Raw genomic sequence first — 14,392 nt, forward strand, 5'->3', positions numbered from 1 at the left:
GCAATGGATAAACTGTATGATGGCCTACATGGTGATAAAGTAAACAACAAGCCTTGTTCTTTTAGGATCAAATTAAGATTGAATCATTGAATGCCTTAAGCCTAAAACGATACTTATATTTAGTATCCGCATGAGTAGTTTAAGTGGCGACGCAGGACGCTAAGCCAAGTAGTCTTAGTAGGATAATAGCGGCACTAGGTGGTTTACTTGTTTCCCTAATTGCCCTATCTCCATTGGCGTCATTCACGCTTTTTGCAATCACTAACCACGGCTTTATGCTACTAATGCTGGTGATACTGGGTGGCCTTATTGCAATTAGTGCCGTAGGTAGACTTAACCAAGCTTCAATTCTAGGCTTGCTTGCGTACGTAATGGCATTAGCATTAGCCTCGTGGTCATGGTTCTACAGGAACCCCATTGGCTCAATGCTTAGGTTAACACCCCTACTGTTAATACCAGCAATAATAATAGGTGTCCAGATTAAGTTATTCAACTCATCATCAAGCCAAGGCGTGAGTCCACTGTTCTCAATAGGCTCATTACTACTGATGTTTCAACCATGGCCAGGTCCATTAATTGGTGCTGCATGGGGTTTAGCGGGTGGCGTAATATCAGCTTATGAAGCATTCTCAATGCCAACTCTCCCAGCCTTAACGTACGTTTTAACCTACCTAATCGGTAGCATGATGCAAGGTACATTACCATGGGACCCAATATCGTTAACACCCTTAAACTTCTATGGTGTCTTCGTCACTAATATTGCAACCTACAGTAACCCAACCATACTATCCTTAGTAATAGTGATGGCTGTTGTTTACGTTGCTTCACCATCATTAGCCAGGTTAATTAAGGGGCCTGTTTCCCCAATCTTATCCTCGTTACTGGCTTCAGTAGCATCAGTAATACCAATGTTGGCTTACGACCAATTACCAGTATTTTTAATTGTACAAAACATGTTACTACTACTTGCCGCTGCACTACCTGCATCGTATGTTGGGGTTTGGTATGTGAATAGCGCTGATGTACTACCAATGTTGTACGGTAGTATAGCAGATATACCTGATAAGTATAATTTAACCAAGTATTACCGTGAGGATTGGGAAGCTTTAATAGGGTTAGATTCAGCCAAGAGGGAACTTATTATTGCAGCCGAGAGCTTTAGAGGTAATGGCGTTAGGCCAATTCACGGTGTCTTACTTTATGGGCCAGCTGGTACAGGTAAGACTGCTCTTGGCCTTGGTTATGCTGCTTGGCTTGGCCTATACAGGGGTTTCAGGGTTATTATAGTTAAGGCTGGTAGGCTCATGAGGGGTGGACCATGGGAGGCTGCTTGGAGGCTTGAGAGGGTCTTTGCATTGGCTAGGGCGCTTCAACCAAGCGTAATATACATTGATGAGGTTGACTCCATTGGTAGGACTAGGGAAGAGGCTGGAACTGGGGGTTATAGACTTGTGAGCGTGCTTCTTCAGAACATTGATGGGGTAGCCTCAAGATACGATAAGGTTCTTGTTGTGGCTACAACCAATAACGTTAATGCACTTGATGAAGCATTAATCAGGCCAGGTAGGTTAGGTGACTTAAAAATATACGTAGCTAAACCACCACCCGACATGGTTAAGGCAATAATAATCGGTGTAGCACAGCAGAGGGGTGTCATAGTGCCGCCTTGGTTATTAGAGAAGGCCAGCGGCCTAATTGAAACTGGGGCGGAAGCTGAGGCTCTGGTTAACTGCATAGCCGTGAAGCAGTTGGCTGGCGTAAATGATGCAATGCAGTTTGATGCTTGCCTAGCTGGAATAACTAGAGGTATAGAGGCGTATGGGCAATCTTAACCAAGACTAAGTAATGAATAAGGTGTGTCAGCTATGTTAAAGTTAGGGATGCAAAGTATTTAAGCTGATAAACCCGTATGGGTGTTGTGGTCAGTAGGAGGTTAATGTTTAAGGTCAGGAACACTGATGAGGCCGTTAGGTTCATTAACGTTTACCTGAATGAGGTCAAGGCAAGGGAAGTTTACGTTAAGTATAAGGGCAGTAGGCTTGAGGTTAAGGTTAGGGGTAATCCAATCCTAGCTAAGGTATTCTCAACAGAAGCCCATAAGGTTTACGGAACCTTGAGGCAGGGTAGGTTAGTTAATGTCTTTGACTTAACCGTGGTGATGCGTGAGGCTAAGCCTAAGTCACCCATACCACCTGAAACTATTGAATTAACCCTTAGACTAATGGGTTATTACGCTGAGTTAAATGAATCAAGGTTACGTACAGGTGCAAGCCTAAGTAAGGTCATTGAGATTGTGAGAAGGCTTTCCGAGGCCTATGCAACCATGGTTGACTTAGACATTAGCAGTAGTGCTAAGAGGATTATAGCATCCCTTGCGGTTGCTAAGGGAATAAGCGTCTACGATGCTATTGATGAGTTAGTGAGTATGGATGTGCTTAATAAGGGTAATGTAAACGGAAGGGAGTACATAACTCTTAAGACTAATCTAAGTGATGTAATAGGCATGTTAACGTCAAGGAAAGGTATTGAATAGGCTTAACAGTCTCATTAACTGTGAAAGTTTTTAAAGGGTACAGAACCACATATGGTGTATGAGTACAATAGACCCGAGGGTCTTTTACGCGAATCCACCTCAGGGGAAGCCAATATATGTTAGGTTCGCTGTACCTCAGGAGCTAGCTGAAATGACGTATAATGTAGTGAGCATGGCTAAGCAGACAGGGGTTGTTAAGAGGGGTTCCAATGAAACTACGAAGATGATTGAGAGGGGGTTGGCTAAACTGGTAGTTATAGCGGAGGATGTTGACCCACCTGAAATAGTAATGCACCTACCATTACTATGTGAGGAGAAGGGTATACCATACGTTTACGTACCCAGTAAGGAGAGGTTAGGTAAGGCCGTTGGCTTATCATCATACGCCTCGGCGGTCACCATAGTTGATGCGGGTCAAGCAGCTAAGGATCTTGAGGACCTAGTAACTAAACTAAATGATGTCAGGGTTAGCGCCGGCTTAAACCCAATACAATTACCGAGGACTCAACCACAGGCTAAGCCTCAGCAAAGGGAGAGAAGGGAGAGGGAGTGATTTAAATGGCTAATGAGGGTGGTGAGATTAAGCTAAGCCCATACGATGATGCCACTGCGGCTGTTGTGGTTCAGATACTTGGTAGGACTGGGGTAGCTGGTGAAGTTAACATTGTTAGAGTTAGGATACTTGAGGGCAGGGATAAGGGAAGGATAATAACGAGGAATATTAAAGGCCCCGTGAGGGTCGGGGACATATTAATGCTAAGGGAAACTGAACGTGAAGCAAGAAAGATAACAGTGAAGTAAAATACTTAATCAATATTAAGTTAAAAATCAATAAAGGGCACATAGCCCACTTTTAAAAGCGGCATAATTTTAATGTTAAACCTCGAATAAAGGAAGCCATGATTAACGGTAAGTTAAAGAGTTAACATTTTAAGTTGATTTTAAGGATTCACATTTATCACTAAGCTACATCTACTGTAACCGCCTTCTCTCCTTCTGGTGTGGCCACTGAAATCACTTGTTTACCGGCTTCATGAAGTCTCACAGTGAAGGTTACTGCTCTCTCCTCACCTGGATCTAAGTACACCCTATGCTCCTCCGTTACTCTACCATTAATCTTAAGCATGATGGGCACTAAGTCACCTACCTTACCCTCATTCCTCAGAGTAGCCTTAACCCTAATTGATTCACCAGCCTTAACGTTGCCCTTATTTACATTAACCCCAATTACATTTATAATACCCTTCACTAGTTGGGTTAACGTGAATTCACCCATTAGCCTAATGTCCATTGATGATGAACCAACTAATGCTTGATACACCCCTGGCTCTACAATACGTCTAAGCCCAGAATCATACATTGCTAAGTCGTCTAACGTTAACTTAAACTCAACAGTAGTCTTCTCACCGGGCTTTAGGCTAATCCTCCTGAAGCCCCTAAGCATCATTAATGGTCTAGCAATGCTTGAGTACTTATCCCTTATGTAGAGTTGAACAACTTCATCACCCGTTAACTTACCTACATTCTCAACATTAAATGAAACTGTAACTACACCATCACTCTCATTAACGCTGACCTTAAGGTCACTGTACTTGAACTGAGTGTAGCTTAAGCCATGTCCAAAGGGGAATAGTGGCGTTGAAGGCATGTTAACGTAATCATAAACCCTACCACTTGGCTTAGTGAAGTAGTAAAGTGGCTCCTGACCCTCATGCATTGGCCACGTTAACGGTAACTTACCACCAGGATTATACTCACCGAGGAGTACTTGAGCAATAGCCTCACCGCCCATTTCACCAGGGTACCATGCCTCAATCAACGCTGGAACCTCACTAATCCACTCACCAACAACAGGACTCCCGGTTGTTAAAACTACCACAGTATTCTTATTAACCTTCAGAACCTCCTCAATAAGCTTCTCCTGGCATCTTGGTAATCTAAGGGATGCCCTATCCCTCTGCTCACCCTCAATAATACCCACAAACACCACTGCTACATCAGCCTTAGAGGCCGCATCAACAGCTTCCCTAATCATTGAGTCCTCTACTAGATCCCAACCAAGCTTAATGTATGCATAACCGTAGTTTAACCTACCGTACTCAAGCTTAATTTCATACTGTCTCCCACCCTCAAGCTTAATTAAGCCTGACTTAGGGGAATTACTCAAGGCACCCCACGAGTCCACTATGTTTTTACCATCAACCGTAAGCCTAAAACCACCCCCAGCAGCATAGACCTTAAACTCATAGGTACCGGTGACTGGTGGTGTAATGTAGCCGATCCACCTAACGGAGTATTTACCTGAGTCAAGCCCTGGGTATGGTGGATCGTAACCCATGTCAAGCCTGAAGAATCCCTCCCATGGTGCATCAATCCTTACACCAACTGGTTCACCCTCAAGGTTAGGGTTATTGTAGTACTCACCCCTGAGCCCATGCCTATTAGGTTCACCCATGGGTATGAGGTACCTTGTTGGTATTGGGTAATCGGCATCCATGTCCGCTATACATCCCTTAGCATGAGTAACGTTAATGCCCCTAGCCTTAAAGGCATCAATAGGTGTTATTACGCTCCTCGGCATTGCACTATAGCCACCTAACCTAACCTCATCTGCAAATGGACCAATTAAGGCTATTGACTTAACCTTAGATTTATCAATTGGTAAAACACCATTATTCTTAAGCAGTACAATAGCCTTCTCAGCTGCTTCAAGGGCTATTCTCCTATGTTCCTCAGAGTCAACAACCTTAGTTTCCTCAGGGTCAACGTAGGGTGAATCAAACAGGCCTATTAGGAACTTAGACTTCACCACCCTCCTAACAGCCTCATTAAGAGCAGCTTCACTAATCAACCCCTTTTTAATAGCCCTAACTAATGGTTCACCGTATATTGAGAACCCTGGGAATTCAACATCAAGCCCAGCCTCAAGGGACAGTTTAGCAACCTCCTCAGGATTATCAGTTATATAATGCCTATTAATTATACCGGTGACTGAACCATAATCAGACACCACAAAGCCCTCGAACCCTAATTCCCACCTAAGAACCTCTGTTAGCCAATACTTACTCATTGAGCATGGTACACCATCTATTGAGTTGTACGCCGCCATTACTGATAATGCCCCAGCCTTAATGGCAGCCTTGAATACGGGTAGTTCAGTCTCCCTAATGAACCTCTCACTCATGTGTATTTCGGCACTATCCCTACCACCATCACCAACGAAGTTCATTATGTAGTGCTTGGGGGTAGCCACTATGCCCTCCTCTCTAAGCGCCTTAACGTAAGCATAAGCCATTTGAGACGCCAAGTATGGGTCTTCACCGTAAGTCTCCTCAGTCCTACCGGCCCTAGCGTCGAAGCTAAGGTTAACCACAGGGGATAGGCATTGCCTAATACCCCTAACCCTAGTCTCCCTAGCGATAGCCTTAGCAACCCTATACATTAAGTCAACATCCCACGTTGCCGCCAATGCTATTGACTGTGGAAATACCGTTGAGTGCTTCGCAACGCAGCCATGTAGACACTCATCATGGATTATCACAGGTATTCCTAACCTAGTCTCCTCAAGAAACCTCCTCTGAATCTCATTAGCCTTAACAGCACCCTCAGCGGGTTCAGTGTTCCTGAGTACTATGGATAAGTTACCTACATCAAGGCTATCCGTCATAGCTGACCTAAGTTGTGCAACCTTCTCCTCAATAGTCATCCTACTGAGTAAATCCTCAACCCTATCATCAATCGGCTTACCAGGATCCTCAAAGGGTGCCATTACGCCATCCTTATCATGGTCAATCCACCCACCGTGATACATATCGCTTCTTTTAATGCTACTAGGCATGAAATGAGTTGACTTAGACATAGTTGAATAATTAACTATAAGTCAGTACTATTTTTAAGTAATACGCGCCATAACTAATTGGTTTACCTTCCTTGCCCTAAAGGACAGGGCTTAAGTACGTGGTAAGGGTAATGGGATTCTCAGGGCCTCGTTGAATTAACTTCAATTACGGAAACAGTTTAAAACACTGTTAACTGCTTTAAATTATCATGAAGTTACGCATGCTGTTAACGCGCATAATGGTTAAGTACTACTGCGCGTATGCATCATTATTACGTATTCAAGTGAGGGAAGGTAAGCGCAGGAAAAGGAGGTGAGTGTTTTAATGAATACAATTAGGGCTATGATACTCATTATTATATTGACAACCACCTCGGCAGTAATAGCCAACGCCCAATCAGCCGCTTGCTGGTACTACTGGCCTAATGTTAATGTCAATATTGGTCAAGGATTACTGGTTAAAGTGATGAATGGGTCCTATAACCTATACGTCTTTACGCCAACACAGTACAGTAGGTGGAGTAGTAGCGGTAACGCATATGCAGTCTACTCAAGCAGGGTCACCACAGGCGCCTACTTAATACGCATTCCACCAGGCACATACTACGTAGTACTATACCCCACCCAATGCAATGGGGTCACTAACGTCAGTATTAACGTTATTGGATTAGCCCCAACCGGTGTATCATCAACCATGCCTATTAACACCACCGCCATTTTAGGCTACTTCAATGTAAGTAGCATTAGGGCTTGGAACGCAAGCTACACCGCAGTCAACATACTAAGGGTACCTAAGGGTGGTGCTAGCCTTCAATTAAATGCCGTGGTGAGGGTTGAATTAATTAATGGCGGTTTTCAGGAGTATTGGCTTCAAGATGCCTTAATATTCATTACTAATGAGGGAGTGTTTAGGGTGGTTGATAATGTTTGGAATGCTACAGCCCCTAAAGCCAACATGTCCCAGTACTTAATTAATGGCTCCGGAAGAGTTTATGAGGTTATGGGCATTAACCAATGGTATTACGGTTACATTAGTAGTTTCAACAAGTATAGTTTACCATTATCAGGTTACCTGGAGGTTAACGTGACTTTAATTAATGGTTCAGTGGTAGTCATGTTCGGCTACGCCATAATAAGGAATGGGAGTAATTACGCATCGCCTACTATTACGTGGTTTGACAATGTGACTTTAGGAGTAAAGGCTAAGCAAGCATTAATAGTAACCACCCCCTATGAGGAAACTGGAGGTGGATACGCCTATGACGTTGAGTTAGTTTTCGGGGGAAGCTTTAACGGTGAGCAGACTACCTTTGAAAGCCTCAATGCCCAATTAGCCATAATGCATTGGGGTGGGTCAGGCTGGGTGCCTTACAGCCAAGTCTACAACTTTGGTATGAATACTGCTGAATCTGCAACTGACTTAGTAACATCAATAGCCAGTAACGGTAATGTGCAGGTCACAGTGGGTATACCATACTACGGTGAGTTAACTAATGCCTTTAAACCAACAATACCCACGAGCTTTATTGAGGTGATTTACCCAAATGGTACCGTTAGGGGCTTCTACGTATTTAAAGAAACCATGGTTGCCTTACCCATGATAATAAGGGGTAATGGGATTACGTATGTTTTTAAGGGCATTATTGAATCATGTAATGGAGCAGTACGGTTAATTAGTAATAGTTCGGTCGAAGTGGTTCCAAGCATTAATAAATTGTCATCATGCATAATAAGGGGTAACTACAGCGTATACTTCCTAGTGGCGCTTAGGTCGCAGTACCCTATTAACGTTACCTTAGTTAATGGTACATTCGCAGTAACTAATATTGAGAGTTGGGTGCCTGCGAACTCATCACTAGTGATTAGAGTTAAGTCCATTTACACCTTCAATAACTTAACTAGGGTTAAGACTACTAACGAGACTTCAATTAATATTACTGTTAGGACACCATTAAACCTTACTATTAACTGGATTAGGCAATACTTAGTCAACGCCAGTAGTATTGTACCCATTAATATTAATGGTTCATTAACGTTAAGCTACGTGAATTGGGTTAATGAAGGTTCCATATTGGTATTAACGATACCGGGCTTCATTTACTTCAATAATGGAACTAGGTTAATGGCCTTGAATAAGTCTAGCGTAGGCATTGTGGTTACGCATCCATTAGTCATTACTACCTCATGGGTTAGGCAGTATTTAGTCAACATTAGTAGCGTTGTCCCAATCCTAATTAACAGTAGTCATTCAATAAATTATGTACATTGGGTGAACTCAGGCAGCATAATTAATGTAACAGTGCCAAGGTACTACTACGTTAATGGTAGTGTACGGTTAATGTCCCTTAACTCATCCGCTTTAATTACTGTTGATAAACCAATTAAGGCTGCTGTGAAATGGGTTAGGCAGTACTTGGTTAACATTAGTAGTCCAGTCCCTATAATAGTGAATGGGTCTCGGTTAATCTCCCTAATTAACTGGTTTAATGAATCAAGTACCCTGGTAATCAATGCGCAGTCCCACTACTACTTCAATAATGGAACCAGGTTACTGCTCCTTAATTCAACAATGATTAAAGTAATCATTAATAGGCCCCTTAACCTCACTGTTAATTGGGTTAAGCAATACTTAGTTAATGTAACCAGTCCAGCATCCTTCACATTAAATGGTACTTTACTAGGATCACTGCTTGGGTGGTTCAACGCAAGTTCATTAATTAATATTACGCTTACAATCCAATACTTCAGTAATGAAACTAGGCTACTTCCTTTAAACTCATCATTAATGCTCATTAAGGTTAATAAACCCCTCAACATTACTATCACTTGGGTTAGGCAGTACCTAGTTAATGTAACCAGTCCAATACCGTTAAGGATCAATGGTTCTGAGTTTAGGAATTACTCCGAGTGGGTTAATGCAGGTGCCTTAATCATTTTAAGTGGCCCAATGAGGGTTATTGAGGGTAATTTAACTGTTATTAGGTTAACTTCAGTGTTTATTAATGGTCAAGCTCACAGTTCACTACCCATTAATGTGACTGTTAATGAGCCATTAACGGTGAGTGTGGATTGGGTTAGGGATTACGTGATTTACTATTCAATAGCCTTACTTGTAATTATTATTATATTAATTTTAGTTGCTTCACATGGTGGAGTTAATAGATCCTAATGTTTGTTAATGATTGATTTATATCTTCACCTATTTTCAATTTTTCATTATTAAGCAGCTGAATGACGCATGACATTATCTCGCGTAGAAAGGCTTAAAAGAGCTTCATACATGTGGTGTATGTATATGTCTGATGTTGCCTTTGAGTCACTTACACCGGCTGAGTGGTTTAGGCGCAATAAGGAGATTGCGGGCTTCTCAAGCCCCAGTAGGGCAATGTATCAAACGGTCAGGGAACTTATTGAGAATGCCCTAGATGCCACTGAGAATCACGGCATATTACCCTCCGTTAAAGCAGCAATAAGGTACATTGATAAGGATAAGGACATATACTCAATATACGTTGAGGATAACGGCATAGGCATCCCTGAGGAGGAAATACCCAATGTCTTTGGGCAAATATTCTACAGCTCTAAATACAGGATTAAGCAACATAGGGGCATTTTTGGACTTGGCGCCAAGATGGTTGTCCTCTACGCCCAATCAACCTCAGGAATGCCTGTTAGGGTAACGAGTTCAATGAAGGGTTCTCAATACATATACACTTATGAAATCAGCATAGATACTGTTAAGAATAAGCCAGTAATACATAGTCACGTTAGGGTTGAGAATAAGTACGGTTGGCATGGTACCGCCGTTAAGGTGGTTCTTGAGGGTAATTGGCAGTATGCGAAGAGTAGGATTGAGGAATACTTCACTAGGACCGCCATGATAACCCCCTACGCGGAGATAATTCTTATTGAGCCTAATAACGAGGTCATCAGGTTCAATAGGATAACGACAATAATGCCGAAGCCGCCTATGGAGGGTTTACCTCACCCAAGTAGCATTGACCTTGAGTCCCTTAAGCAGTTAATAAACAGGAACAGTGACATCCCGCTCATTGACTTCCTTAGGGAGAACTTCGATGGTATTGGTGATGAGACTGTTAAGGAGTTCCTAAAAACAGTGAACATTAGGGCTAGTAAGCATGTTAAGAGACTCAGCGAGACTGAATTAAGAATGCTTGCGGAGAAGATGAGGCAATTCAATGGTTGGAGGAGACCAAGGGCTGACTGGCTTTCCCCCATTGGTGAGAAGATACTGGCTAACGGTATACTCCACGTCCTTAAGCCTGAGGCAGTGTTCGTAACCACTAGGAAGCCTGCCTCATACTCAGGTCACCCATTCATAGTTGAGGCTGCCATAGCATGGGGTGGGTCAATAATGCCTTTGGATAAGCCAATACTATACAGGTACGCTAATAAAGTTCCCCTACTCCAAGATGAGGGTAGTGATGTGATTAGGCACGTCATTGATGAGGTTGATTGGAGCCAATACAGGGTTAAGTTCCCAGCCCCCCTAGCCGTAGTGGTTCACGTATGCTCAACTAAAATACCCTATGCCTCAGCTGGTAAGGAGGCTATTGCTGATGTTCCTGAGATTGAAAAGGAGGTTAGGTTAGCGGTCAGGGAGGTTGCCAGGAAGCTTAAGGTTTACTTAGCCAGAAAGGAGAGGGAACATGAATTGCTAACTAAGTACGCTATACTTAGGCTTTACACTGATGAGGTTTCCTCAGCATTATCCTTCGCGTCTGGGGTTGATGAAGGTGTGATTAAGGGTAAGCTTGAGGAGTTGATTAAGAGGAAGCTAGGTCTTGACATAAGGGCTGGTCCACCCACCATTACTGAAGGTGAGGTAAGCAACGTTGTAGTTACTTAAACGGATACCTGTTACGTTAGTAAAGCGTAAAACACCCAGGCTTAAGCACTGATTGATGAGGCTGCTTGAGTATAAGGGTAAGGAGATACTGGCTAAGTACGGTGTAAGTGTGCCTAAGGGCATTGTAATCAGTAGCGTGAGCGACATTGATAAGAGTAACCTAAAGTACCCAGTCTTCGTTAAGTCCCAAGTACCCTTCGCCGGTAGGGCTAAGATGGGGCTTGTTAAGAGGGCTAGTAATAAGGATGAGGCTAAGCAAATAGCGTCAGAGTACTTGGGTAAGGTTATTCAGGACTTCGAGGTTAAGAAGGTTCTACTTGAGGAGGGGGTTGATGTTGCTAAGGAGTACTATGTCTCAGTAACCATAGACAGATCCAGTAGGACATTCATAATCCTAGCTTCACCAGAAGGTGGGGTTGATATTGAGGAGATAGCTAGGACAAGCCCTGAGAAAATATACAGGGCCAGGATCCACCCCTTTGAGGGTCTTAGGGACTACACCGTTAACGCAATTAATAAGTTCATGGGCTTCACAGGGGACTTAGCCTCGAAGTTCGCCTCACTCCTCAGGATAATGTACAATGTGTTTGAGACGTATGATGCTGAGTTAGTGGAGATTAATCCGCTTGCCTTAACAAGGGACGGTAACTTCGTTGCCCTTGACGTTAAAATAATGATTGATGATAATGCGTTGTATAGGCATGGGGACATTTCAGTTGAGGAGGAGGGCGACTTAACCAGGGAGGAGCTTGAGGCCAGGAAGTACGGCTTCCACTACGTGGAGTTACCAGGCTACGTGGGTGTGGTTGGTAATGGGGCTGGATTAACAATGGCAACAATGGACTTAGTTAAGGAGTTTAAGGGTGAGCCGGCGGACTTCCTTGACGTTGGAGGTGGAGCAAGTAGGGATATTGTTAAGGCTGCCTTAACATTACTACTTAAGGATGAGAGAATTAAGGGTATTGTATTGAATATATTTGGTGGAATAACTAGAGGAGATGAGGTTGCGTACGGGGTTGTTGAGGCCTTTAAGGAGATTGGCGCATCTAAGCCATTAGCAATAAGGCTGAAGGGAACTAATGAGGAGGAAGGTAGGAGAATACTGGCCCCACTGGGGGTTAAAATTTATGAAACGGCCGAGGAGGCCATAGGTGAATTAATGAAGAATCTACAGGGTGGTGGAAGATGATACTGGTTGATCAGAATACTAGGGTATTGGTGCAGGGAATAACAGGTAGTGAGGGGTCTAGGCATACACTGTACATGCTTCAATACGGCACTAAGGTGGTTGCTGGGGTAACGCCAGGTAGGGGTGGTCAACAGGTCCACGGTGTTCCAGTCTATGATTCAGTGGAGGATGCATTAAGGAAACACCCTGAAATAAACACTTCAATAATATTTGTCCCAGCCAGGTTCGCCTCAGACGCTGTCTACGAGGCTGTGGATAATGGGATAAGGCTAGTGGTGATAATAACTGAACATATCCCCATACACGATGCAATAAGGTTTGTTAACTACGCCAAGTACAAGGGCACAGTGATAATTGGGCCAAACTGCCCAGGTGTTGTTAGTCCAACAGTAAGTAAGGTTGGTATACTGCCTAACAGCGTCTACGTTAAGAAGGGGCCGGTTGGTATAATATCCCGTAGTGGTACCTTAACGTACGAAATATCATACCACCTAACCCAGGCTGGTTTTGGTCAAAGCACTGTGGTTGGTATTGGTGGTGACCCAATAATAGGCACTGATATGGTTGAGGCTGCCTTAATGTATGAGAATGATCCTGAAACAAAGTACCTAGTAGTAATTGGTGAAATAGGCGGTGATCAGGAGGAGAGGCTTGCTAATCTTGTTAGGGAGGGTAAGGTAACTAAGCCGATTGTAGCCTTCATAGCCGGTAGAACTGCACCACCAGGTAAGAGACTTGGCCATGCAGGCGCGATAATATCAATGGGAGTAGGCACCTATGAGGGTAAGGTTAAGGCACTTGAGTCAGTTGGAATCAAGGTTGCTAAGACACCGCTTGAAGTTGTTAAGCTTGTTCGTGAACTCTCAAAGTAATGAAGTAATCAACTTAAAATAATGTTTTTAATATTCACGCTATTTCATTAATTACACCTACTCCACTGGTTGGGATAATAATCATAAATGCTGATTATGTAAATAAAGACTCGTTAACCCAAGGGGAGTACAAAGTAAATACGCAAAAACCAGAGTCATTAACTCACTAAAATAGATGCCCTAGAACCTTACAATCGTAATATTTTTGACATCTGTTTACAAGGTTACATGGGTCAATGCCTTAAAGTACCACATCTAGGATTCATTAACTTAATAACAATTCTAGGTATTCCCTTAATGCTACTGCGTTATTGTAGGGTGACTTTGATGAGTAGAGTAGGGTTATTGTTTTACCTTCCCTAAGCATCTCAATTATAACCTTCACCTTAGGATTATTCCTTAGTTCATTAAAGTACCTACTCTTAAATTCCTCCCACTTAGCTGGATCATGGCTGAACCACCTCCTTAACTCATCGCTAGGAGCCACATCCCTTAACCATAAATCAACCTTAGCCTCATCCTTACTAATACCCCTAGGCCATAATCTATCCACTAGGATCCTCACGCCATCACTGCTTAATGGTGGTTCATAGATCCGTTTAACCCTTATCAATGCAGTCATTAGGCTAATAGGGGTGTGCCTTAAATTAAACTTACCCTAGTTACCTCGAACCTATTCACATCAATCTCATAGAAGAATCTACCGAACAGTGGTGACTTAGGATCCTCAACACATATGAAGTCGTATAGTAGACCAACCTCAGACCCCGTTAATATGAATGTTACGTTTCTGTCGAAGTCATAGGCATGGACCAGGGCATTGAGAACCTCACTTGACAAGGGGCCCCTCAGTCTCTGAGCCTCGTCGAAGACTATGATAACCCCTCTTCATTAAGCCTATCAAGCAATTCAGCTAAGCTAACCTGCTCCCTACCCTTTCATCTAATTTCAACGGCATTACCCAGTATTGAAATTCCGCTAACCCTCCTTAATATGTTGATAAGCTTATCGAGGCTAGATGATAAGGCATTAGATATTAACCTATATAGGTCCGACCTACCGTAGTTAATCCTAAGTGACCTACAGTCAA

11 protein-coding genes are annotated in these 14,392 nt (G+C 43.1%); 8 read left to right on the forward strand and 3 right to left on the reverse strand.

Translation table 11 applies throughout. From position 1 onward, the window contains the following. Nucleotides 1–143 precede the first annotated feature (143 nt). The 4 genes from Q0C29_RS01415 to Q0C29_RS01430 all read left to right on the forward strand — a co-directional run bounded on the left by Q0C29_RS01415 (nucleotide 144) and on the right by Q0C29_RS01430 (nucleotide 3,334). Entirely contained in the window at nucleotides 144–1,832 is a 1,689-nt protein-coding gene (locus Q0C29_RS01415) for an AAA family ATPase (protein ID WP_291998874.1), read from the forward strand. An 86-nt stretch (nucleotides 1,833–1,918) separates the two neighbouring features. Further along, nucleotides 1,919–2,533, forward strand: a complete 615-nt coding sequence (locus tag Q0C29_RS01420) for a DUF2067 family protein (RefSeq protein WP_291998875.1) — start codon at nucleotides 1,919–1,921, stop codon at nucleotides 2,531–2,533. A 58-nt stretch (nucleotides 2,534–2,591) separates the two neighbouring features. Next, nucleotides 2,592–3,086, forward strand: a complete 495-nt coding sequence (rpl7ae, locus tag Q0C29_RS01425; protein WP_291998876.1) for a 50S ribosomal protein L7Ae — start codon at nucleotides 2,592–2,594, stop codon at nucleotides 3,084–3,086. A gap of 5 nt (nucleotides 3,087–3,091) precedes the next feature. Further along, nucleotides 3,092–3,334: a 30S ribosomal protein S28e gene (locus tag Q0C29_RS01430; RefSeq protein WP_291998877.1), complete on the forward strand. Its 243-nt coding sequence runs from the start codon at nucleotides 3,092–3,094 to the stop codon at nucleotides 3,332–3,334. A 160-nt stretch (nucleotides 3,335–3,494) separates the two neighbouring features. On the opposite strand, the gene Q0C29_RS01435 is transcribed toward Q0C29_RS01430, so the two are convergent. Further along, complete coding sequence (locus Q0C29_RS01435) at nucleotides 3,495–6,371, reverse strand: glycoside hydrolase family 3 N-terminal domain-containing protein (protein WP_291998878.1); 2,877 nt, start codon at nucleotides 6,369–6,371, stop codon at nucleotides 3,495–3,497. A 325-nt stretch (nucleotides 6,372–6,696) separates the two neighbouring features. On the opposite strand from Q0C29_RS01435, the gene Q0C29_RS01440 reads away from it, so the two are divergent. The 4 genes from Q0C29_RS01440 (at nucleotide 6,697) to sucD (ending at nucleotide 13,302) form a co-directional block, all read left to right on the forward strand. Continuing rightward, the gene (locus Q0C29_RS01440) at nucleotides 6,697–9,540 is read left to right on the forward strand and encodes a thermopsin family protease (protein WP_291998879.1); all 2,844 of its coding nucleotides are present in this window, start codon (nucleotides 6,697–6,699) and stop codon (nucleotides 9,538–9,540) included. Nucleotides 9,541–9,666: 126 nt separating this feature from the next. Then, nucleotides 9,667–11,241, forward strand: a complete 1,575-nt coding sequence (locus Q0C29_RS01445) for a DNA topoisomerase VI subunit B (RefSeq protein ID WP_291998880.1) — start codon at nucleotides 9,667–9,669, stop codon at nucleotides 11,239–11,241. 55 nt (nucleotides 11,242–11,296) lie between these two features. After that, nucleotides 11,297–12,430: an ADP-forming succinate--CoA ligase subunit beta gene (gene sucC, locus Q0C29_RS01450; protein ID WP_291998881.1), complete on the forward strand. Its 1,134-nt coding sequence runs from the start codon at nucleotides 11,297–11,299 to the stop codon at nucleotides 12,428–12,430. Beyond that, nucleotides 12,427–13,302 carry a succinate--CoA ligase subunit alpha gene (gene sucD / locus Q0C29_RS01455; protein WP_291998882.1) on the forward strand — a complete coding sequence of 292 codons (876 nt, stop codon included), beginning with the start codon at nucleotides 12,427–12,429 and terminating at the stop codon, nucleotides 13,300–13,302. Before sucC ends, sucD begins: the two co-directional genes overlap by 4 nt. Before the next feature lie 265 nt (nucleotides 13,303–13,567). On the opposite strand, the gene Q0C29_RS01460 is transcribed toward sucD, so the two are convergent. Next, on the reverse strand, nucleotides 13,568–13,915 hold the full coding sequence (locus Q0C29_RS01460; protein ID WP_367173596.1) for a DUF488 domain-containing protein: 348 nt from the start codon (nucleotides 13,913–13,915) through the stop codon (nucleotides 13,568–13,570). Between the two features lie 29 nt (nucleotides 13,916–13,944). Next, nucleotides 13,945–14,142, reverse strand: a complete 198-nt coding sequence (locus Q0C29_RS01465) for a hypothetical protein (protein ID WP_291998884.1) — start codon at nucleotides 14,140–14,142, stop codon at nucleotides 13,945–13,947. Nucleotides 14,143–14,392: the final 250 nt, after the last annotated feature.

Origin of the sequence: Caldivirga sp. (assembly GCF_023256255.1) — an archaeon.
GTDB lineage: Archaea > Thermoproteota > Thermoprotei > Thermoproteales > Thermocladiaceae > Caldivirga.

Excerpts from the sequence above, each read along its gene's own strand:
- rpl7ae (WP_291998876.1), top strand. The coding sequence starts at position 2,592 with ATGAGTACAATAGACCCGAGGGTCTTTTACGCGAATCCACCTCAGGGG.
- sucC (WP_291998881.1), top strand. The coding sequence starts at position 11,297 with ATGAGGCTGCTTGAGTATAAGGGTAAGGAGATACTGGCTAAGTACGGT.
- Q0C29_RS01430 (WP_291998877.1), top strand. The coding sequence starts at position 3,092 with ATGGCTAATGAGGGTGGTGAGATTAAGCTAAGCCCATACGATGATGCC.
- Q0C29_RS01445 (WP_291998880.1), top strand. The coding sequence starts at position 9,667 with ATGTCTGATGTTGCCTTTGAGTCACTTACACCGGCTGAGTGGTTTAGG.
- Q0C29_RS01440 (WP_291998879.1), top strand. The coding sequence starts at position 6,697 with ATGAATACAATTAGGGCTATGATACTCATTATTATATTGACAACCACC.
- Q0C29_RS01435 (WP_291998878.1), bottom strand. The coding sequence starts at position 6,371 with ATGCCTAGTAGCATTAAAAGAAGCGATATGTATCACGGTGGGTGGATT.
- sucD (WP_291998882.1), top strand. The coding sequence starts at position 12,427 with ATGATACTGGTTGATCAGAATACTAGGGTATTGGTGCAGGGAATAACA.